The 19,281-nt window shown below is 70.9% G+C and carries 19 protein-coding genes, 1 pseudogene and 1 riboswitch; of the genes and pseudogenes, 13 read left to right on the top strand and 7 right to left on the bottom strand.

Going from position 1 to position 19,281, the window contains the following annotated elements:
* The first annotated feature begins 94 nt into the window (after window positions 1-94).
* The 8 genes from LXT13_RS05165 (at window position 95) to LXT13_RS05200 (ending at window position 6,547) form a co-directional block, all read left to right on the top strand.
* On the top strand, window positions 95-640 hold the full coding sequence (locus LXT13_RS05165; protein WP_233370552.1) for a peroxiredoxin: 546 nt from the start codon (window positions 95-97) through the stop codon (window positions 638-640).
* On the top strand, window positions 640-2,019 hold the full coding sequence (locus LXT13_RS05170) for an amidase (RefSeq protein WP_233371205.1): 1,380 nt from the start codon (window positions 640-642) through the stop codon (window positions 2,017-2,019). Before LXT13_RS05165 ends, LXT13_RS05170 begins: the two co-directional genes overlap by 1 nt.
* Window positions 2,020-2,076: 57 nt before the next feature.
* A complete protein-coding gene (locus LXT13_RS05175; protein ID WP_233370553.1) occupies window positions 2,077-2,871 on the top strand; it encodes a hypothetical protein in 795 nt (264 codons plus the stop codon).
* The gene (locus LXT13_RS05180) at window positions 2,858-3,946 is read left to right on the top strand and encodes a hypothetical protein (RefSeq protein WP_233370554.1); all 1,089 of its coding nucleotides are present in this window, start codon (window positions 2,858-2,860) and stop codon (window positions 3,944-3,946) included. Before LXT13_RS05175 ends, LXT13_RS05180 begins: the two co-directional genes overlap by 14 nt.
* Window positions 3,913-5,073, top strand: a complete 1,161-nt coding sequence (locus LXT13_RS05185) for a trypsin-like peptidase domain-containing protein (protein ID WP_233370555.1) — start codon at window positions 3,913-3,915, stop codon at window positions 5,071-5,073. Before LXT13_RS05180 ends, LXT13_RS05185 begins: the two co-directional genes overlap by 34 nt.
* A 2-nt stretch (window positions 5,074-5,075) precedes the next feature.
* On the top strand, window positions 5,076-5,504 hold the full coding sequence (locus LXT13_RS05190) for a hypothetical protein (RefSeq protein WP_233370556.1): 429 nt from the start codon (window positions 5,076-5,078) through the stop codon (window positions 5,502-5,504).
* Window positions 5,505-5,587: 83 nt separating this feature from the next.
* A complete protein-coding gene (locus tag LXT13_RS05195; RefSeq protein ID WP_233370557.1) occupies window positions 5,588-6,208 on the top strand; it encodes a glutathione S-transferase N-terminal domain-containing protein in 621 nt (206 codons plus the stop codon).
* A 78-nt stretch (window positions 6,209-6,286) separates the two neighbouring features.
* Entirely contained in the window at window positions 6,287-6,547 is a 261-nt protein-coding gene (locus LXT13_RS05200; RefSeq protein WP_233370558.1) for a hypothetical protein, read from the top strand.
* Here LXT13_RS05200 and LXT13_RS05205 read toward each other — a convergent pair.
* The 4 genes and pseudogenes from LXT13_RS05205 to LXT13_RS05220 form a co-directional block, all read right to left on the bottom strand.
* Entirely contained in the window at window positions 6,544-7,671 is a 1,128-nt protein-coding gene (locus tag LXT13_RS05205) for an ABC transporter permease (RefSeq protein ID WP_233370559.1), read from the bottom strand. The genes LXT13_RS05200 and LXT13_RS05205 overlap by 4 nt on opposite strands.
* An 80-nt stretch (window positions 7,672-7,751) precedes the next feature.
* Window positions 7,752-8,417 (bottom strand): annotated as a pseudogene (gene ccmA, locus LXT13_RS05210) (heme ABC exporter ATP-binding protein CcmA); the annotation flags it as partial.
* Window positions 8,414-9,364, bottom strand: a complete 951-nt coding sequence (locus tag LXT13_RS05215; RefSeq protein ID WP_233370560.1) for an HlyD family secretion protein — start codon at window positions 9,362-9,364, stop codon at window positions 8,414-8,416. The gene LXT13_RS05215 and the pseudogene ccmA, both read right to left, overlap by 4 nt.
* Before the next feature lie 11 nt (window positions 9,365-9,375).
* A complete protein-coding gene (locus LXT13_RS05220; protein WP_233370561.1) occupies window positions 9,376-10,005 on the bottom strand; it encodes a TetR/AcrR family transcriptional regulator in 630 nt (209 codons plus the stop codon).
* Window positions 10,006-10,054: 49 nt separating this feature from the next.
* Window positions 10,055-10,130, top strand: a riboswitch (SAM riboswitch).
* 34 nt (window positions 10,131-10,164) lie between these two features.
* Here LXT13_RS05220 and metX point away from each other — a divergent pair.
* The 5 genes from metX (at window position 10,165) to LXT13_RS05245 (ending at window position 15,876) form a co-directional block, all read left to right on the top strand.
* Window positions 10,165-11,334, top strand: a complete 1,170-nt coding sequence (metX, locus tag LXT13_RS05225) for a homoserine O-succinyltransferase MetX (RefSeq protein ID WP_233370562.1) — start codon at window positions 10,165-10,167, stop codon at window positions 11,332-11,334.
* The gene (gene metW / locus LXT13_RS05230) at window positions 11,331-11,906 is read left to right on the top strand and encodes a methionine biosynthesis protein MetW (protein ID WP_233370563.1); all 576 of its coding nucleotides are present in this window, start codon (window positions 11,331-11,333) and stop codon (window positions 11,904-11,906) included. The genes metX and metW overlap by 4 nt, the downstream gene beginning before the upstream one ends.
* Window positions 11,907-11,988: 82 nt before the next feature.
* Window positions 11,989-13,251 (top strand): sensor histidine kinase, encoded by a 1,263-nt coding sequence (locus LXT13_RS05235; protein ID WP_233370564.1) that lies wholly within the window; start codon window positions 11,989-11,991, stop codon window positions 13,249-13,251.
* 65 nt (window positions 13,252-13,316) lie between these two features.
* Window positions 13,317-13,982, top strand: a complete 666-nt coding sequence (locus LXT13_RS05240) for a response regulator (protein WP_233370565.1) — start codon at window positions 13,317-13,319, stop codon at window positions 13,980-13,982.
* Between the two features lie 61 nt (window positions 13,983-14,043).
* Complete coding sequence (locus LXT13_RS05245; protein WP_233370566.1) at window positions 14,044-15,876, top strand: sensor histidine kinase; 1,833 nt, start codon at window positions 14,044-14,046, stop codon at window positions 15,874-15,876.
* A 5-nt stretch (window positions 15,877-15,881) separates the two neighbouring features.
* On the opposite strand, the gene LXT13_RS05250 is transcribed toward LXT13_RS05245, so the two are convergent.
* The 3 genes from LXT13_RS05250 to LXT13_RS05260 all read right to left on the bottom strand — a co-directional run bounded on the left by LXT13_RS05250 (window position 15,882) and on the right by LXT13_RS05260 (window position 19,255).
* Window positions 15,882-16,070 carry a hypothetical protein gene (locus LXT13_RS05250; RefSeq protein WP_233370567.1) on the bottom strand — a complete coding sequence of 63 codons (189 nt, stop codon included), beginning with the start codon at window positions 16,068-16,070 and terminating at the stop codon, window positions 15,882-15,884.
* Window positions 16,071-16,190: 120 nt separating this feature from the next.
* Complete coding sequence (locus LXT13_RS05255) at window positions 16,191-17,924, bottom strand: MORN repeat-containing protein (protein WP_233370568.1); 1,734 nt, start codon at window positions 17,922-17,924, stop codon at window positions 16,191-16,193.
* Entirely contained in the window at window positions 17,921-19,255 is a 1,335-nt protein-coding gene (locus LXT13_RS05260) for a hypothetical protein (RefSeq protein WP_233370569.1), read from the bottom strand. The genes LXT13_RS05255 and LXT13_RS05260 overlap by 4 nt, the downstream gene beginning before the upstream one ends.
* Between the last annotated feature and the right edge of the window lie 26 nt (window positions 19,256-19,281).

Here is a 19,281-nt window from a genome sequence, read left to right on the forward strand (position 1 = left end):
CTGATGTGTTTTGATGCGGCCGCGATACTAGCCAGTCGCCGTGACGCCTCCGACCGTGCGCCGCGGCGTGAATCTTCACATCAAAGGAGTCGTCATGTCGTTGCGTACTTTCGGGGCATCCCTGGCCGTGCTGGTTGCGTGGCTTGGCGCCGTTAGCTCGGCCCACGCGTCGCTGGCCGTCGGCGCCCCCGCGCCTGACTTCACGGCAGACGCCGCCGTCGGCGGCCAGCCGTTCAAGTTCCGCCTGGCGGACGCGCTGAAGAAGGGCCCGGTGGTGCTGTACTTCTACCCCAAGGCCTTCACGAGCGGCTGCACGGTCGAGGCTCACCAGTTCGCCGAGGCGACCGACAAGTTCAAGTCGTTCAACACGACGGTCATCGGTATGTCCAACGACGACATCGACACGTTGAAGAAGTTCAGCGTCGAGGCCTGCCGCAACAAGTTCGCCGTGGCGGCGGACGCCAAGGGCAAGGTCATCAAGGACTACGACGTGTCGTTGAAGATGGTGCCCGGCACGATGGCCGACCGCGTGTCTTATCTCATTGCGCCGGACGGCAAGGTCGCCGCCGTGCATGCGAGCATGGACCCGGACGGCCACATCGACGCGATGCTGAAGGCTGCGGAGAAGCTGAAGAAGTGATCGCGGGCCTCGACGCTGCGGAGCTGCTGGCGCTGTACCGTACCGGCGCGCTGTCGCCGGTGGAGGTCATGCGCGACGTGCTGGATCACGCCGCGTGTCGCGAAGGCGAGCTGCATGCGCTGTGCGCGATCGACGCTGAAGGCGCGCTCGCGGCTGCCCGGGACAGCGAAGCCCGCTGGCGTACCGGCGCCGCGCGGGCGCTGGATGGCGTGCCAGTCACGCTGAAAGAGAACATCGCTGTGCCTGGGGCCGCATCCCGAGCCGGCACGGCCGCGACGCCGGACGGCGCGCGCTTCGACTTCGAGGCGCCGCCCGCGGCGCGCTTGCGCGACGCCGGCGCCATCGCGTGGGCACGCACGACGATGCCGGACTACGGCATGCTGAGTTCGGGCCTGTCGAGCCTGTACGCCGAGCCGGCCCGCAACCCTTGGGACCCGGCACTGACGCCCGGCGGATCGAGTGCCGGTGCCGCTGCGGCGGCTACTGCCGGCTACGGACCGCTGCACCTGGGCACCGACATCGGCGGCTCCATCCGCCTGCCGGCGGGCTGGTGCGGGCTGGTGGGCGTCAAGCCCAGCCACGGCCGCGTGCCGATCAAGCCGGGCTACGCCGGCCGCGTTGCCGGGCCGCTGACGCGCACGGTGGAAGACGCCGCGCTGATGCTGGCCGTGCTGGCCCAGCCCGATGCCCGCGACCCGACGCAGCTGCCGCCCGGCGAGGTGCTGCCCCGGCCGCTGGCGCTGCGCGGCTTGCGGCTGGGGCTGTTGATGGACGCCGGCTGGGGCGAGCCGGTGCAGTCAGAAGTCGACGCCGCGGTGGCCGCCGCCGCGCGTATCTTCGAGCAGGCCGGGGCCATCGTCGAGCCGCTGGCCCCGTTCACGACACGCGAGATGGCCGATGGCATCGACCGCTTCTGGCGCATGCGCTCGTGGTTGGACATTGCCGCATTGCCGGCCGATCGCCGCGCGAGGGTACTGCCCTACATCCTCGACTGGGTGGCACCGGCGGCCGGCTACGACGGCGCGACCGTCTTCCACGGCTATAGCCAGATGCAGGCGTTGCGCGAGGCGGCCAACGCGGCCTGCGAGCCATTCGATTTCGTGTTGTCGCCCGTGTCGCCGATGGCGGCCTACCCGGCGCATCTCGCCAGCCCGCTGCACGATCCGGCTCGGCCGTTCGAGCACATCGCCTTCACGCTGCCGTACAACATGAGCGAGCAGCCGGCGTTGGCCGTCAACGCGGGCTTCACGTCGGCTGGCCTGCCGATCGGCCTGCAGGTCATCGGCCGCCGCTTCGACGATGCCGGCGTGCTGGCGCTGGGCGCGGCGTGGGAGCAGTTGCGACCGTCGCCGCGTCCCTGGCCCACCGTCCGTCCCTAATCCGACGAGGCCGCTGGCTGCTGCCCGTGGCTAGACTCTCCGCGAGGAGGACGTTAGATGCCGCAAGCGCTGTGGCCCGCTGCTTCAGCCCGCCTCGGCGGGTGCTGGATGAGCGCACTGGTGGCGTCAGGCCTGGGAACCCTATCCAGCCTCGTCGCGGCTCAGGCGCCACGCTTTGACTGCGCGCCTCTGCTGGCGAGCACGACTCAGCAGCCAGCCTACGGGCCGGTAGCCGGCGAGACGCGCTGCGAGGGCTTCTACGTCCGCAACGTCGCTGCGCCGTTCATCGAACTGCTGTCGCTGACCGATGCCGCGCCCGGCAGCTGGGGCGCCTCTCCAGCATTGAACTTGCGCGCCAGCCGCCGGCTCGACACGCAGCTGCTCATCCAGCCGCTGCGCTCCAACCCTCTGTACCGCGTGGATGCCCGGCTGTCCCGCGATGCCGCGCTGGCTTGGAATGGTGCCTCGATGCTGCAGGCCACAGGTCTGGCGCCCCGCGACCTGGGCTTCCTCGCGCGGGCCGGCGCCAGCGATCCGCCGCGCTTCGTGCCGGTATCCATGAAGCCCGCCGCCTCCCCGGGCAGTGCGACGGTATATGCGGTGCTGCGGCCGTCGGTGGCCGTGTCGTCGCTGACATGGCGTGGCTACCGTGTCGGCGCCGAACTGCCCGGAGACGGGTGGCGGCCGCTGGCCGGCGCGCCGCTGTTCGCGTGGGAGCGCATTGCGCTGCCCATCCCCCTGCCGGCCGACGGACAGGGGCTGCGTGTCGATGTGCGCGCGCTCGACGCCCAGGGGCGGCCGCTGCCGCTGCTGCAGTTCGCGGTGCTGGGCCTGGACGATGGCGCGCCTTGAACCGGATGCGCTGCGCGCACGCCGCGATGCGCTGTCCGGCCAACTGCATCAGGGTTTGCTGGACGACGCACCACTGCCCGAGCTGCAGGCCCACCAGGCCCGTCTCAAGCTCCTCGACGAGCAGTTGGCCGCGCGCGACGCCGGCCGCGTGGGCCGACAGCGCCTGCAGCGCCAGGGCGTCGGCTTGCTGGCGGTGGGCGCGCTGGTGTCGCTGGCGGCCTGGGTGCCGGTGCGGCAGGTGCCGTTCTCGCTGGAGCTGGAGGCGGGTGCCGCCCAGCTGGTGCTGGCGCAGCCCGGCGTGCTGGACGGGCTGCCGCTGGCAGGTGGCGAGCTGCGGGCCGAGGGCTTCACCAGCGTCGAGTCGGGCGACGCGAAGCTGATGCAGCGCGCCCGGGCCGACGGTGCCAGCCCGCTGGCCCTACGGGCAGAGCGCCTGCAGCTGTCCCGCGTCAGTTTCGGCGCCGGCACCGTGCTGCATGTCGAAGCCGGCATGCCGGCCGTGCGGCTGGGCCTGGAAGGCGCGGCGCATGCAGTGGCGCTTGAGGTGGGCGGTGCGACGAGTAGCGGTTTCGGTGGCGAACCGGCGCAGCCGGGCGACTACCCGGTGGCCGAATGGCTCAAGCTGGGCGGGAGCAAGGCGGCCACGTCGCTGTGGCTGCCACGCTCCGGCGACGGCACCTACCACTGGCGCGGGTTGCAGCCGGCAGCGCTGCGCTTCATCGAGCGCGAGGCGGCGCCGGACGGGCAGGTGAGGCTGGTGTCGGCACTGCTGCGCGGCACGCTGCGCCTGCCGGCCACCGAGCGCGAGCTAGCGCTTGCGGCTGGCAGCGGCCTGATGCTGGAGGGGCTGCAGGTTGAGCAGTGTGACCTGACGTTGGGCAGCACGGTGGGCCTGAAACTCAGCGGCTCGGCCCGGCAGATCGGCGTGCAAACCGGTGGCTTCGAACAGTCGCTGGTGCCCAGCTGGCTGGAGTACGCCGCTCACAACCACCGGCTGGGCCTGCTTTGGAGCGCGGCGGGCCTGCTGTGGGGCATTGGCACATGGTTGCGCAAGCAGTTCGGCGACGCGGCCTGAGCCGCCTGCTCGGGCAGGCCCTTGTGCTGGCATTGGTGCTGGCCGTGGCGCCGGTGCGTGCGGACACGACCTTCCTCACCGGCGAGGAGCTGGCCGAGCGGCTGCGGCGCAACCTCGTGTGGATCGCAGCGGAGGATGTTGACGAGCACGGCTTCGGGCTCGTCGTCGGGGCGGATGCGCAGCGGCTGTGGATCGTGACCGCCCGCCACGTCGTCGTGCGCCTGGGCATGCGCGGCAGCGGCGAACCCGAGCGTCCCAGCACGCGCATTCTGCTGCGGCTGTGCAGCGGCGGTGCCGACCTGATGGCCGAGCCATGGTCGGCCTGGGTTGCCGGCGACGCGGACCTGGCGCTGTTGACTGCGCCGCGACCCGCCGGCTTCGAGCCCGAGACGCGTGCGCTGGCCGCGCAACTGGCACCGGTGGGCGAGCCGGCCTGGCTGTTGGGCAGCAACGACGAATGCGCTCTGGTGCCGGCGCGCGGCCTGGTGCGCGCCGGCGCGGAGGCGGGGCCCGACTTGCGCATCGACTTCGCCGGCGTGCGCGGTGGCAGCTCCGGCGGGCCGGTGCTTAGCGGCCGGGGCGTCATCGGTCTGATGAAGTCTGCCGAAGACCTGACGACGACGGTGCACGACATCGCCGACGTGCAGCGCCGCGTGCAGGCCACGGCTGGCGCGGTCTGGCAGCTGGCATCCGCCCAGAACCTGCCTCCAGGCGACCGCGAGGCCACGCGCGTGGACCTGGCTGAAACGCTGAACCAGTATCTGCTGGCGCTCAACAACGCCTGGATGCTGTTGCAGCAGCCCACCGTCGCGCGGGCCACGATGGACGACTTCGTCGGCCGCTATAACGTGGCGCTGCGGCGCTTCCTGCGGGTGCGCGAGTCGCACGACGGCGCGCTGGCCCGCCACTGGCCAGCGCCGGTACTGCCGGCCTGGCGCACGCTGCGCGAGGGTTTGTGGGTGGTGCACCAGCACTTCTGGCGGCTGGATGCGCAGATGCGCGAGATCTACACCAACCAGGCGACCACACCGGTCGTGCGCGCCGACATGGCCGCGCTCGCGCCCGACCTTCAGCGCCTGGAGGCGGACATCCGCCAGTTCCTGCAACTGCTCGACAAGGAGCCCTGACCATGCCCACGCTTCGCCCGGCCGCCGCCCTGCTCGCCACCGCCTTGGTCGCCTCCTGCGGCGGGGGCACAGAGGTGCTGATCATTCCGTTGTTCGAGTTCGGCTTCTCCGGCACGGCCGGGCCGGGCGGCGCGACGACGGTGCAGGTGTTCTTCAGCCCGGACACCCCGACCACTACGACCGGCAGCTTCGATGCCGTCAACATGAACATCGATGCGCTCCCGCAGGTGCACTACACGGGCAGCTGGTCGGCCTGCAGCTTCCAGCTGAAGCTGGACCCCGCCAGCAGCGTCAAGGCGCCGATCGCAACCAACTACAACGGACGCTTCGTCGGCAACGATAGCATCGAGCTCACGCCCACCAGCGGCGCCGGGCTGCCGACGCTGACGCTCAAGCGCCAGAGCGCCAGCCAAAGGCAGATGGGCTGCTGACGGCACAGGATGGGAGATTGCGCTGCGCGGTATCGGGCATCCGTCTTGCCGCGTCGAGTGACGACCAACATGGAGGCATGCACATGCTGACCCTGTACGGCACCTTGCGGTCCGGTTCGGCCGCCATAGAAGCCGCGCTCGCGCGCGCCGGCCTGGCCTACACGCCGGTGGACGCGGCGTCGTGGAACCCCGGGCCCGGGCTGGACGAATTGCGGCGCGTGAACCCGCTGGGCCAGATCCCGACGCTGGTGCTGGCCGACGGCACGGTGCTGACCGAGAGCGCGGCCATCCTCATCCACCTGGGGCTCACGCTGCCGCCCGGGCTGCTGCTGCCGGGCGACGCCCAGGCGCGCGCACGGGCGCTGCGCGGGCTGGTCTACATCCCTGCCAACTGCTATTCGGCCATCACTGTCATCGACTACCCGGAGCGCTTCTGCGAGCCCTGTGACGACGCGATGACGGAGCGCATCCGCGCCGGCACGCGGCAGACTCTTCACCACCACTGGCGCGTGTTCGCCGACGAGTTCTGCGTGGGTTTCGACGCGGGCGCTCCCGGAAGCCTGGAGCTGCTGGCCACCGTCGTGTCGAAATGGTCGGGCACGCGGGCGATGCTTCAGGCAGACCGACCCGCGTTCCACGCCCAGTTGCTGCGCGTGGAGCAGCATCCTGAAGTGGCGGCGGTGTTCCGGCGCCATTGGGCCTGACAGGCGCAACCGGTCAGTTTTCAAGAAGCGCAGCCGTCATGGCCTGCATCCAATGGGCGCCTTCTCCAGGAGATGCCCATGAACACGACCACGTCCGGTGCCGTGCACGCCCCTTCGTCCCGCCCCCGCACCGCACACTGGATGCGCCAGGGCCACCGTTGGCTGTCGCTTGTGTTCACGGCCGCCGTGCTGCTGAACTTTGCAGTCCGAGCAGTGCAGCCAGGTGAGCCCGCTGCATGGATCACCTATGCGCCGCTGCCGCCGCTGTTCCTGCAGCTGGTATCCGGGCTGTACCTGTTCGTGCAGCCCTACCTGCGCCGTCGCGTCGGCAGGCCCTAATCCACCGTCTGGCGGTAGCGCAGCAGCGCCACGCCGCCGGCCACGGCGAGGAAGGCCAGCATGGGCCACAGCTCGGGCAGCAGCTCGGCCGCGCCGGAGCCCTTGAGCATGACGCCGCGCACGATGCGCAGGAAATGCGTCAGCGGCAGCACCTCGCCCAGGCGCTGCGCCCAGACCGGCATGCCGCGGAACGGGAACATGAAGCCGGACAGCAGCATGCTCGGCAGGAAGAAGAAAAACGTCAGCTGCAGCGCCTGCAGCTGGTTGCGTGCGAGCGTCGAGAACGTGAAACCCACGCCCAGGTTGGCCAGCATGAAGACGCCGATCATCGCCAGCAGCAGCGCGACGCTGCCGACCATCGGCACGCTGAAAAGCGCGAACGCAGCGCCGAGGATGACGCCGAGCTGCACGTAGCCCAGCACGACGTACGGCAGGATCTTGCCAACCATCACCTCGATGGGCCGCACCGGCGTGGCCAGCAGGTTCTCCATCGTGCCGCGCTCGCGCTCGCGCGTCATGGCCAGCGAAGTCAGCATCACCATCGTCATCGTCAGGATGGTGCCCACGAGGCCCGGCACGATGTTGTAGCGGCTCAGCCCCTCGGGGTTGTAGCGGCGCTGGATGCGCACCTCGAACGGCGGCGGTGCCGCCGCGCGCGAGGCCAGCGCACCGCGAAGGTCGCGGGCCAGCGCGGTCTGGTTGATCTGGCCGACGGCGGCCATCGCATTGCTGCCGGCGGACGGGTCGGTGGCGTCGGCCGCGATCAGCACCGCCGGCTTCTCGCCGCGCACGACGCGCGCGCCGAAGTCGTCCGGCACGACGACGAGGAATTGGATGTCACCGCGCTCCAGCAGCTTGTCGCCTTCGCGTTCCGACACTCCCGTGCGCACCACGCGGAAGTAGCCGCTGGTCTGCAGCGCGGCCACGAGGCTGCGCGCCATCGGGCTGGTGTCCTGGCTGACGATGGCGGTGGGCAGGCCCTTGGGGTCGGTGTTGATCGCGTAGCCGAACAGGATCAGCTGGATGATGGGCACGGCCACCGCCATCGCGAAGGTGAGCCGGTCGCGCAGCATCTGCTGCACTTCCTTGAGCGCGATGGCGAATGTGCGTGCCAGGGGCTGCATCAGCCGGCTTCCGCGAAGTTGTCCGTCGCCTGCCCGACGAGCTTGACGAACGCGTCCTCGAGGTCACGCGCACCCGCCTCCGCGACGATGGACGCCGCCGTGCCACGCGCCAGCACGCGGCCGTAGGCGATGTAGACCAGTTCGTCGCAGCGCTCGGCTTCGTCCATGTAGTGCGTGGAGACGAGCACGGTGATGCCCTCCTGGGCGAGGTCGTGGATCTGGTCCCAGAACTCGCGGCGGGCCTTGGGGTCGACGCCGGCGGTGGGTTCGTCCAGCAGCAGCAGGCGAGGCTTGTGCAGCAGGCAGGCGGCCAGCGCTAGGCGCTGCTTCCAGCCGCCGGAGAGCGAGCCGGCCAGCTGCTTCTCTCGCGTCTTCAGGCCCAGCCGTTCCAGCGCGGCATCCACGGCCTGGCGGCGGTCGGGCATCGAGAACAGCCGCGCGACGAAGTCCAGGTTCTCGCGGATAGAGAGGTCTTCGTAGAGGCCGAACTTCTGCGTCATGTAGCCCACTTGGCGCTTGACCTCGGACGCCTGGCGGCGGAAGTCCAGGCCGAGCACCTTGCCCTCGCCGCCGTCGGGTGTCAGCAGCCCGCACAGCATGCGCAGCGACGTCGTCTTGCCGCTGCCGTTGGGGCCGAGGAAACCGACGATGCGGCCGGCGGCGACCTGCATTTCGACGTTGTCGACGACCTTGCGTTGGCCGTACGACTTGGTCAGCCCCTGCACGTCTATGGCGAGCTCGGTCATGGAGTCACGTCGAGCGGCTGGCCGGGATGCAGGCGTTCGGCGTCTTCTGCCTTCACCGGCCGCGCCTCGACGAGGAACACCAGCTTGTCGCGCTGCTGATTGGAGTAGATGACCGGCGGCGTGTACTCCGGGCCGCTGGCGATGAAGCTGATGCGAGCCGCAATGGCCACGCCGCAGCCATCGCAGTGCAGGGTGACCGGGGCGTCCAGCTTCAAGCCGCCTACCGCCGACTGCGGCACATAGAAGCGGGCCTTGCGGTGGGCCGGCGGCAACAACGCCAGCACCGGCTGGCCGGCGGCCACCCACTCGCCGGGGCGCAGGAATACGTCTTCCACGCGGGCGGTCATCGGGGCGGCCTGGCGCTTCTGCTCCACGCGCCATGCGGCCTGTGCGCGGCTGCTCTGGGCGGCCTCGGCCAGCGCCCGGGCGGCGGCGCGTTCGTCCTCGCGGGCGGGGAGGCGCCCCACCTGCATGGCGGCGTCCAGCTCGGCGACGCGGGCGCGCGCCTGGGCCAGTGCGGTGGCGGCGTCATCCACGCGCGCGGGGGCTACAAAGCCCTGGGACAGCAGCTCCTGCTGGCGCTTGAGGTCCAGGCCGGCCAGGCGCTCTGCGGCGCGCGCCTGCTCCAGCTGCGCACGCGTGACGGCAAGCTCCGGCGTGCGGCGGCCCTTGTCCGTGTTCTCCGCCTGGGCCTGGGCACTCTGAGCGCGGGCGCGGGCCTCCGCGTCCGCAGCCAGCTCGGGCGTGGCGTCCAGCTCGAACAGCGCCTGGCCCGCCGTGACGGCTTCGCCCGAGCGCACGGCCAACGTCGTGAGCCGCCCGGCCACGGGCGGGGCGATGTAGACCAGTTCAGCCTCGGCGTAGCCCGTCCAGCCGGTGGACGGCTTCTCGCCGCAGGCGGCCAGCAGAGCCAGAAGCGCTAGCGCCAGGAGCAGGGGTGTTCTCATTGGTTCTCCCGTCACGCACCGCTGGCCAGGCCGAGCAGCGCCCATTCGATGCGGCGCAGCAGCGCTTCGTCCGATAGCACGCCACCGTCCACCATCGCGCGCAGTGGCGCGGGCACGGCGTCGATGGACTGCATGGCGCCGACCAGCAGCAAGGGCGCCACCACGGCGCCCATCAGGAACGAGAAGCGCGTCAGCATCGGCTGCCGCGGCAGCCGTCCCTGCGCCTCGGCCTCTTGTAGAAGCGCCATCAGCACGCCCAGATGGCGTGGCGCGTTGGCCCGCAGGAAGTCCTGCGCCACCGCCTCGCCGGCCTGGGCATCGGCCCACACGCGCGTCAGCAGCGGCCGGTGCTCGCGCACGAAGCGGGCCAGGCCCATCAACGCGCTGGTCAGCCGCTCCATCACGTCGCCATCGCCCTGGCTGTTGAGCTGCAGCGCGCTGAACATGGCCTCATAGTGCTGCTGCAGCAGCGCGCGCAGGAAGGCGTCCTTGCTGCCGAAGTGGTAGTGCACCATCGCCGGGTTCACACCGGCCGCCTCGGCCACGCGGCGCACCGACAGGCCGGCGCAGCCGAGCTGGGGGTAGAGCTCGGCGCCGGCGGCGAGCAAGGCCTGGTCCTGATCCTGGCTGGGGCGGGGCATGGGGGCGATTATTGGTCGACCGACCAATAACAACAAGGCCCCCTAGAATCGCGTTCGAAGCGCCGATTTGTTCCGGATTGCGGGCGCTCTAGAAATCCCGCTAAACAGGACGCTCGACAACCGGCGTCCCGCCGGTTTTGCTTTATCTGGAGTGAGGCCATGACGGGCCGCAGCGTGGGCGATGTGACGCCCCAGAGCTTTCATTTCGACGAGCCGCTCCGCTTGCGCAGCGGCGCGAGCTTGGGCCCGTACGACCTGATGGTGGAGACCTACGGCCAGCTCAACGCCGAGCGCAGCAACGCGGTGCTGGTTTGCCATGCGCTCAACGCGAGCCACCACGTGGCGGGCACCTATGCGGGCCAGGCGAAGAGCGAGGGCTGGTGGGACAACCTCATCGGCCCGGGCAAGCCGCTGGACACGGACAGGTTCTTCGTCATCGGCATCAACAACCTGGGTTCGTGCTTCGGCTCCACCGGGCCGATGCATGCCAACCCGGCCACCGGCCGGGCCTGGGGAGCGGACTTTCCCGTCGTGACGGTGCAGGACTGGGTGGACAGCCAGGCTCGCGTCGTCGAGCGGCTGGGCATCCGCAAGCTCGCGGCCGTGCTTGGCGGCAGCCTGGGCGGCATGCAGGCGCTGGATTGGGCGCTGCGCTATCCCGAACGGCTGGACCACTGCATCGCGATCGCGACGGCGCCGAATCTGTCGGCGCAGAACATCGCCTTCAACGAGGTCGCACGCCGCGCCATCGTGACCGACCCCGACTTCCACGGCGGCCACTTCTACGCGCACGGCGTGGTGCCCAAGCGCGGCCTGCGCGTGGCGCGCATGATCGGCCACATCACCTACCTCAGCGACGACGTGATGGCCGAGAAGTTCGGCCGCGAGCTCAAGACCGGCGCGCTCGGCTACACGACGCAGGAGATCGAGTTCCAGATCGAGAGCTACCTGCGCTACCAGGGCGACAAGTTCAGCGACTACTTCGACGCCAACACCTACCTGCTCATCACGCGCGCGCTGGACTACTTCGACCCCGCCTCTGAGCACGGCGGCGACCTGGCGAGCGCCTTTGCCACCGCGCGGGCGAAGTTCCTCGTGGCGAGCTTCACGACCGACTGGCGCTTCTCGCCGGCGCGTTCGCGCGAGATCGTCAAGGCGCTGCTCGACAACCGGCTGGAAGTGAGCTATGCCGAGATCGACGCGCCGCACGGCCACGACGCCTTCCTGCTCGACGACCCGCGCTACCACGGCGTGCTGGGTGCGTACTTCGAGCGCATCGCCGCCGGCCTTGCCAGGCCGGGCCTGCAGTTGAAGGGAGTGGCGGTATGAGCTTCGACCCTGCAATTGCGGCCCTCGTGCCACCCGGTTCGCGCGTGCTGGACCTTGGCTGCGGCACTGGCGAGCTGCTGGCCCACCTCATCCAGCACAAGGGCTGCAGCGGCTACGGCGTGGAGCTCGACGACGCCAACCTGCTGGCCTGCGTAAAGCGCGGCGTCAACGTCATTCAGCGCAACTTGGAAGAGGGCTTGTCCATATTCGAGGACCAGAGCTTCGACGTCGTGCTGCAGCTGGAGACGCTGCAGAACCTGCGCAACTCCGAGCAGATGCTCAAGGAGACGGCGCGCGTCGGCAAGATCGGCATCGTCAGCTTCCCGAATTTCGCACACTGGCCCAACCGGCTGCAGGTGCTGATGGGCCGCATGCCCGTCACGCGGGCGCTGCCCTACGAGTGGTACGACACGCCCAACATCCGTGTCGGCACGTTCGCCGACTTCGGCGTGCTGGCGCGCAAGAACCGGCTCAAGATCCTCGACAGCTTCGGCCTGCAGGACGGCCGCGTCGTGCGCGCACGGCCCAACCTGATGGCCAGCGTCGCCGTGTTCAAGTTCGAGCGCGAGTAGGCGGGCCGCGGCGCACGGCCTGTCCCGCGAAGGCGGCACGGCCGCGGCATCGCACGAGAACGCGCTTCCTACACTGGCCGGCATGACGCCGATCGCAGCCGCCGAGACCTTCGCCGTGCCCGACCCGGCTCGGTTGCGTGAGCAGGTGACGCTCGACTCGCTGCGGCTGTTCCTCGCGCAACTGCGAGGCGCGATGCTCGGGCTGGCCGTCATCATCGCCGGCATGGTTGTCGCGTGGCGCGACTTCGCGCCGTTGAGCTGGCGGCTCGCGTGGGCAGGGGCAGCCGGTGCGTGCTGTCTGGCCCAGCTGTGGATCGGCTGGCGCCTGACCGGCCGGCCCGGCCTCGCCGAGCGCCTGCCACGTTGGCTGCCGGTGCTGCAGGCCTGCATCGTGTTCAGCAGCGCCGTGTGGGGCCTGGCGCCGCTGATGGTGTCGCAAGGCCCGGCGCCGGACCTGCCGCTGCTGCTGGCCTGCGGCTTCAACGCCGCCATCATGTTCGCTGGCGCCCAGGCGCCCGGCACGCCGCGGCTGCTGCTGGCGATGACGCTGCCGGGCGCGACGTTGTCGACGCTGGCCGTCGCACTGCATCCGGGCCACGGGCTGCAGGCACTGGGCTGCGGCGTGCTGTTCGCCTGCGTGGCCGCGCACGGCTACCGGCTGCAGCGCGCGCTGCAGGAGACGCAGGTCAACCGGCTCGCGGCCGACACACTGGCCGAGGCCCTGCGCGTGCAGCAGCAGCGCGTGCACGAGGCCGAGCGCGAACGCGCGCTGCTGATGGAACGTCAGCGGCTGATGCGCGATATCCACGATGGCGTCGGCTCCCACCTCATCATGCTGCTGCGGCTGGCCGAGAGCGGCGCGGACGGGCCGACGCTGGCCGAACTGCTGCGCGGCGCGATCGACGACCTGCGGTTGACGATCGACTCGCTGGAACCTCTGGAGCATGATCTCGCGACGCTGCTGGCCACGCTGCGTACACGTCTGGGCCACCGGCTGGAAGTGGCCGGTCTGAAGCTCGACTGGGCGATGGCCGACATGCCACCGCTGCCGTGGCTGGAGCCGGCGCAGGCGCTGCAGCTGCTGCGCCTTATCCAGGAAGCGATGACCAACGTCATCAAGCATGCGCGGGCGCGCACGCTGAGCCTTTCGGCCGCGCATGTGGGCGACGCGCTGGAGGTGGGCATCCGCGACGACGGCTGTGGCTTCGACACCGCGGCGCCGCGCGTGGGCCACGGTCTGCCCAGCATGCGGCAGCGCGCCCGGGCGCTGGGTGCCACCCTGCAGTGGGACAGCACGCCCGGCGCCGGCACGTGCGTGACGCTGCGGCTGCCGCTGCACGTCTAGCACCGTCCCGCAATCACGGCACGGGCGCAGCCTCGTGGGGGTGAGTGCTCCCTACACTGTGTGACATGAAGCTGCGCGTGCTGATCGTCGATGACGACCCCTCCGTGCTGCAGCCCTTCGCGGCGGCGGTTGACGCCGCGCCGGACATGCAGGTCGTCGGCCAGGCCGGGACGCTGGCCGGCGGGCTGCACCTGTTGCGCAATACGCGGCCGGACGTGCTGCTCGTCGATCTGGGCCTGCCCGACGGCGATGGCACGACGCTGATCGCCGAGGCGGCGCGTGCGCTGCCCGACTGCGAGGCGATGGTCGTGACCGTCTTCGGTGACGAGTCCCATGTGCTGGCCGCGATCGAGGCCGGCGCCACCGGCTATCTGCTGAAGGATGCGACGCCGGCCGAGATCGTCGAGCAGCTGCGCGTGCTGAAGGCCGGCGGCAGCCCGATCAGCGCCGTCATCGCGCGTCAGATGCTGCGGCGCTCGGCCGCCTGGGCGCAGGCCCAGCGCAACGCCGCAAGCACGACGACCGACAGCGACACGACGCTGTCGCCGCGCGAGCGCGAGGTGCTAGAGCTGTGCGCCAAGGGCTACAGCTACGAGGAGATCGCGCCGCTGTTGCAAGTGTCGCGCCACACCGTCACGACCTTCGTCAAGCGCATCTACCGCAAGCTGCAAGTGCATTCGCGCACCGAGGCGGTCTACGAGGCCCGGCGCATGGGCCTGCTGCGTGACTAGTCTGCATCGGGTGCATGGGGGGCCTGCCGGGGCGTGGCGCCCAGCGTGGCGATGGCTCGTCATGCTGCTGCTCTGCGCCGCCTCGGCCGCCTCGGCCGACGACGCGTTCTCGACCCACTTCACACAGGCCGACCACCAGGTGCAGCCGGTCGATCAGGCCGGCCACGCGCGTGCGCCGCAGGATGGCCCCTGGCAGTCCATCTCGTTGCCGGACCAGCTCCGCCGTCCGGTGGACGACGGCGCTGACGGACAGGCGCCGCGCGCCATGCACTGGTACCGGCTGCGCTGGACCGTGCCCGCCGGGCTGGCCGCCGATGCGCCGCTGGTGGTCTACGCGCCGCGTGCGATCGGCTGGCCGGTGCAGCTGTGGCTGCTGGGGCCGTCGGGCTGGCAGCAGGTCTTCGACAACCAGGCCAGCGGCGCTGAGCAGTGGAACCGGCCGTTGCTGATGCGCCTGCCGCCCGGGCGGCGCGTGCCCGGCGAGGTGCTGACGCTGGCGGTGGGCCAGCCCAGCCGCGTCGGCGGCTTCTATGCGCTTTCCACGCTGTGGGTGGGGCCCGAGGACGAACTGCGCAACCGCTATGGCGTGCGGAGCGCGTTGCAGCAGACAGTGCCAGCCGCCATCACGCTGGCCATGCTGGGCATGGGGCTGCTGTCCTTCGTCGTCTGGCTGGGCCGCCGTGCGGAGCGCGCCTACCTCTACTTCGCGCTGGCCGCCGCCTGCTGGGCGCTGCGCAACCTGCATCTGTTCATCAACCTGCCGGGCAACGAGACGGCATTCCTCTGGTTCTGGTGGATGACGGGGGCGTCGGTGTCGTGGGTGATGCTCGCCACCTACCTGTTTGCGTTCCGCTTCGACGCGCGCCGGCTGCCGCGGCTGGAGCGGGCGTTGGCGTGCTTCGTCGTGGGCGGCTCGGTGCTGACGTTGCCTCAGCTGCTGCCGCTGCCGCTGCTGGTGCAGCAAGGTATCAATCTCGTCGTGGCGGTGACGGTCACTGCGGCGTTGACGGTGTTGGCCGTGCGCGGCGGGCGGCGCGAGCTGCGCGTCATCGTCGCGGCGCTATGGCTGGGCCTGGCGCTGGCCGCGCACGATCTGCTGCTGGTGGGCGTGCTGATCGGGCCGGAGTCCATCTACCTGATGCCGTACGGCGCGCTGCTGATGATCTGCAGCTTCCTGTATGCCGCGTTGCGCCGCTTCACCGGGGCGGTCGAGCAGGCCGAGTCGGCCAGCCTCGTGCTGGCAGCGCGCCTGGCCGAGCGCGAGGCCGAGCTGGCGGCGCGGCACGAGCAGCTGCGCGCCGTCGAGCGCGAGCAGGCGCTGCTGCGCGAGCGCCAGCGGCTGATGCGCGACATGCACGATGGCGTCGGCTCCCACCTGATCGCGCTGCTGCGGCTGGCGGAGAGCGGCGTCGATGGCTCGGTGATGGCCGAGCTGCTGCGCAGCGCCATCGAGGACCTGCGGCTGACGATCGACTCGCTGGAACCGCTGGAGCACGACCTCGCAACGCTGCTGGCCACGCTGCGCACGCGCGTGGGCCACCGGCTGGAGATGGCCGGGCTGCGGCTGGAGTGGGCGATGGCCGACATGCCGCCGCTGCCGTGGCTGGAGCCGGCGCAGGCGCTGCAGGTGTTGCGGCTGATCCAGGAGGCGATGACCAACGTCATCAAGCATGCGGGGGCGCGCACGTTGAGCCTGTCGGCCCGTCAGGCGGGGGCGGTGCTGGAGGTCTGCGTGGCCGATGACGGCTGTGGGTTCGACGTGTCGCAGCCGGCACGCGGCCAAGGGCTGGCCAGCATGCGGCAGCGCGCGCGGGCGCTGGGTGCCGGGCTGGACATCGAGGCGTCGCCCGGCCGTGGCAGCCGCATCACCTTGCGGCTGCCGTTGCGCCCGTAGGCGGGTCAGGCGTTCTTGGCGGCCTTCTTCTTGGCGTGCTTCTTGTGCTTGGCCTTGGCGCCCTTCTTGGCACCGGTCTTGACCATCGCGCCCGAGCTGGCGTGGTGGGATTTGTGGTGCTGCGCCACGCGGGCCTCGGCCGCCGGAGCGGCAAGGGCGACGGCGAGAGCGGCGGCTGTGAGCAGGGTCTTCATTGGCGGGGCTCCTGAGGTTGCCGACAGCGTAACTCAGCGCCGTGCCGCGTCGACGGTCGTGGCTGTCTGCCGGGTTGCACGGCGTCACGTGGCCACGGCGTTCCGGGACCCGAAAAGCGTTCAGCTGCCCTTGCGGACCATGAAGCCGTCGTCGGTGCGCTCGTCGTCTTTGAACACGCCTTCCCAGCGGTCGCCGGTGGGCCAGTGGAAAGTGCCGTGACCGTGCTTGAGGCCGCTGGCCCACGCGCCTTCATAGCGTTCGCCACTCTTCCACGCGTACTTGCCCTGGCCGTGGGCCTTGCCGTTGTCGAACTCGCCTTCGTAGACGTCGCCGCTCGGGAACACCATGCGGCCCTTGCCCTGGGGCAGGCCGGCGGCCAGCTGGCCTTCGTATTGATTGCCGTTGGCAAAGCGCATGCGGCCCTGCCCCTGCGGCTTGTCGTTGACCCACTCGCCGTCGTAGCGCTGCCCGCTCATCCACACATAGCTGCCCTTGCCATGCGGAAGGCCCTGGCGGATCTGGCCGGTGTAGACATCGCCCGACGCGTAGACGAGCCGGCCGTCGCCTTCGGGCTGGCCGTCCACCAGCGTGCCTTCGTACTGGTTGCCGTTGGCGAACGTCATCTGTCCGCGGCCGGTCACGCGGTCGTCGGTCCAGTCTCCCTTGTAGCGCTGGCCCGTGGCCCAGCGGATCTCGCCCACTCCCTGCCGGCGACTGCGCGTCAGCGGGCCTTCATAGACGTCGCCGTTCTTCCACTCCACGCGGCCGGTGCCGCTGACGGTGTCGTCGTCCTCGCGGACGAACTGGCCGATGTAGCGGGTGTCGCCGGCCACGCGGTCGAAGAGCTTGGGTTCGGCTGCGGGCGGCGAGGCTGCAGCGCGGGGCAGGGCGGTGGCGGCGGGCGGCGGGGCTGCGACGGCGGGTGCGGCCGCCGGGGCTGCCGGCTTCCCAGGTGTTGGCGCGGCGGTGGCGGATTTGGGCGCCGCCACGGCCAGACCCTGAGCAGGCACATTGGGCGCTGCGCCCGGCCTGGCCGCCACCGGCGCGCCCGGCAGCGGTGTCGCGACCCATGGTGTGCCGCGCTCGCGGGCCAGCGCCTGCGCGTTGTTCAGCGCCAGCTCCTGTGCGCTGCCCTTGCACTGCGCGGCGGTGTCGCGCCACAGCGTCTCGCCGATCTGGCTCTGCGTCTGGCGTTCGGCCAGCGGCAGCGCGGCGCCGCCGTTGCGCAGCCTGGTAGAAAACTCCCGGGCGCGCTCGAAGGGGGGGGCGCAGAACTCGGCGTTGTGGCCATCGATGATGGACTGCTCCAGCCGGCGCTGGGCCGTCTGCTGCTGGCTGCCTGTGCACTGCTCCACGGCCAGGTCCCACATGCCCTCGGCCTTGCGGTAGAGGCTCGCCGCCTCGGCGAAGCGGCGGTCGCTGAAGGCGCCACGCGCCAGGTCCTGCAGCGCTGCGGCGTCGCGGTGCGCGCTTTCGCACTGGCTGCCGGCCTCCAACTTCTCGGCCAGCGTGTCGTGGGCCTTCTGGCTGTCGGCCAGGTTGCGCTGCGCACGTTCGCGCGCGCGGCCGTCGCAGGCGGCGATGGCCGCACCCCATTGCGCGATAGCCTCGGCATAGAGCCTGACCTGGGCCTCGAGCGGCTGGTTCTGCGACTGAGCCGTGGCGGCCTTCAGGTCGGAGGTCAGCGCCCGGCTGGTCAGCTGGGCGCAGCTCGGTGGCGGCGGTGGCAGCACGCCCTCGGACGCCGACAGCGGCGGAGCGGAGGCGACGGGGGCGGGGGCCTCCGGCGTCTGCGACCACGCGGGCAGCGTGGCCAGCAGCAGGCCGCCCAGAAGGCTCTTGGCGCGCGTCATCGCTTGCGCGGGCCGGACTCGGCCGGCAGTTCCAGCATCGCGTCGACGAGGCCGCGCGAGAAGCGGCTGGCGCCCGGGTCGTCGGCGCTGTCGAATGAGAAGCTGGCCTGCGCCGAGGCCAGCGGCATCGCGCCGATCTCGGCCAGCAGCGACTCCGCCCGGAAGCCACCCAGGATGGCGGTAACCTCCGCGTCGAGGCCGCGCGCGGCGGCCACCTTGTTCAGCGCGGCCAGGCGGTCGGCGTCGAACAGCATTGCGTTCTGCGCCAGGCTGCGTTCGACGAGCTTCTGATGCAGAGTGAAGCCGGCCAGCGGCGGCGCGCCGAGCGCGGTCATGCGCGAGAAGGCCCACGCGTCGGCGTACTCAAAGGTGGTGGCGGCGATGCGCGAGATGCCCGACAGCGAGCCGCGGTTGGCCGCCGCCGCCTGCATGACGTTGACGACCTGCTGCCGGGTGAGCGACTGTGCCGCGTCGGCCAGGCCCTCGCGGATTTTTTGCGCGGCGAGTGCGCGGCCCTGGTCGATGAGCTGCTGCTTGAGGATGTCGCTGGCGACGTTGGCCGCAGCGCTCTTGGCGGCGCTGATGGCCGCATCGGCGGCCAGCGCCGCCGCCTTCACGCCCGAGGCCAGCGTCGCGAGGTTGTAGAGCGTGCCGGCGATCTTGACCGTGTAGTGGTAGGCCTTCATGCGAGCGCCGCCTTCTTCCGACAGCCCCTGTGTCCACAGCACGAGCCACAGCGCCTCGTCCGGCGTGGGCTCGGCCTGGATGACCTCCAGCGGATGCAGGCTCAGCAGCCAGTGGTAGTCCTGCAGCCGCGGCGTGTTGGGTGGCGCAAAGCGCGTGTAGCCGCGGCAGACCTCGAAGGGCTTCACCTGCATTGGCTTGCCTGCGGCCGTGCCCACGGTGAAGGGCCGGCCGGCATCGCGGGCGTCGGCCAGCCATTCCAGCAATTGCTCGCCGTCGTCGCTGCTGCGACCGGCGACGTGGTTGATGCGCGTGCCCATCGGCAGCGGCGAATCGGCCGTCGTCGCGATGACGGTCAGCCGCTCGTCCACCTGCAGCGCGCGCGCCCAGGCGACGCGGTCGTCGGCGCTCCAGCCGGCGCTGGTGGCGACGGCGAAGGGCAGCTCCCACTGCTTGTCGCAGTCCTTGTCCTGCAGCGCGGCGCTGCGCGCGATGGCGGGGCGGATGAGCCGCTCGCCGGCGCCATAGGCCCGCATGCCGGCCAGCAGCTCCTCGTTGACGGCCCGGCCGTCGTCGACCGTGAACTTGGGGCCGGCGGCGCAGCCCGTCAGCAGCGCAAGGAGAACGATCAGTAACAGTTTTCCCATGGCCGCGCAGCCTAAGCGGTCCCTGC

It is taken from the genome of Pelomonas cellulosilytica (assembly GCF_021353265.1).
Taxonomy (GTDB): Bacteria; Pseudomonadota; Gammaproteobacteria; order Burkholderiales; family Burkholderiaceae_C; genus Pelomonas; species Pelomonas cellulosilytica.

What these genes read in the sequence shown, in the direction of transcription:
- LXT13_RS05220 (WP_233370561.1), bottom strand. Translation starts at nt 10,005, where the DNA reads ATGCCCCGCCCCAGCCAGGATCAGGACCAGGCCTTGCTCGCCGCCGGC.
- LXT13_RS05215 (WP_233370560.1), bottom strand. Translation starts at nt 9,364, where the DNA reads ATGAGAACACCCCTGCTCCTGGCGCTAGCGCTTCTGGCTCTGCTGGCC.
- LXT13_RS05205 (WP_233370559.1), bottom strand. Translation starts at nt 7,671, where the DNA reads ATGCAGCCCCTGGCACGCACATTCGCCATCGCGCTCAAGGAAGTGCAG.
- LXT13_RS05165 (WP_233370552.1), top strand. Translation starts at nt 95, where the DNA reads ATGTCGTTGCGTACTTTCGGGGCATCCCTGGCCGTGCTGGTTGCGTGG.
- LXT13_RS05235 (WP_233370564.1), top strand. Translation starts at nt 11,989, where the DNA reads ATGACGCCGATCGCAGCCGCCGAGACCTTCGCCGTGCCCGACCCGGCT.
- LXT13_RS05240 (WP_233370565.1), top strand. Translation starts at nt 13,317, where the DNA reads ATGAAGCTGCGCGTGCTGATCGTCGATGACGACCCCTCCGTGCTGCAG.
- metX (WP_233370562.1), top strand. Translation starts at nt 10,165, where the DNA reads ATGACGGGCCGCAGCGTGGGCGATGTGACGCCCCAGAGCTTTCATTTC.
- LXT13_RS05200 (WP_233370558.1), top strand. Translation starts at nt 6,287, where the DNA reads ATGAACACGACCACGTCCGGTGCCGTGCACGCCCCTTCGTCCCGCCCC.
- LXT13_RS05260 (WP_233370569.1), bottom strand. Translation starts at nt 19,255, where the DNA reads ATGGGAAAACTGTTACTGATCGTTCTCCTTGCGCTGCTGACGGGCTGC.
- LXT13_RS05245 (WP_233370566.1), top strand. Translation starts at nt 14,044, where the DNA reads ATGCTGCTGCTCTGCGCCGCCTCGGCCGCCTCGGCCGACGACGCGTTC.
- LXT13_RS05255 (WP_233370568.1), bottom strand. Translation starts at nt 17,924, where the DNA reads ATGACGCGCGCCAAGAGCCTTCTGGGCGGCCTGCTGCTGGCCACGCTG.
- LXT13_RS05185 (WP_233370555.1), top strand. Translation starts at nt 3,913, where the DNA reads ATGGTTGCGCAAGCAGTTCGGCGACGCGGCCTGAGCCGCCTGCTCGGG.
- LXT13_RS05175 (WP_233370553.1), top strand. Translation starts at nt 2,077, where the DNA reads ATGCCGCAAGCGCTGTGGCCCGCTGCTTCAGCCCGCCTCGGCGGGTGC.
- LXT13_RS05250 (WP_233370567.1), bottom strand. Translation starts at nt 16,070, where the DNA reads ATGAAGACCCTGCTCACAGCCGCCGCTCTCGCCGTCGCCCTTGCCGCT.
- LXT13_RS05195 (WP_233370557.1), top strand. Translation starts at nt 5,588, where the DNA reads ATGCTGACCCTGTACGGCACCTTGCGGTCCGGTTCGGCCGCCATAGAA.
- metW (WP_233370563.1), top strand. Translation starts at nt 11,331, where the DNA reads ATGAGCTTCGACCCTGCAATTGCGGCCCTCGTGCCACCCGGTTCGCGC.
- LXT13_RS05190 (WP_233370556.1), top strand. Translation starts at nt 5,076, where the DNA reads ATGCCCACGCTTCGCCCGGCCGCCGCCCTGCTCGCCACCGCCTTGGTC.
- LXT13_RS05180 (WP_233370554.1), top strand. Translation starts at nt 2,858, where the DNA reads ATGGCGCGCCTTGAACCGGATGCGCTGCGCGCACGCCGCGATGCGCTG.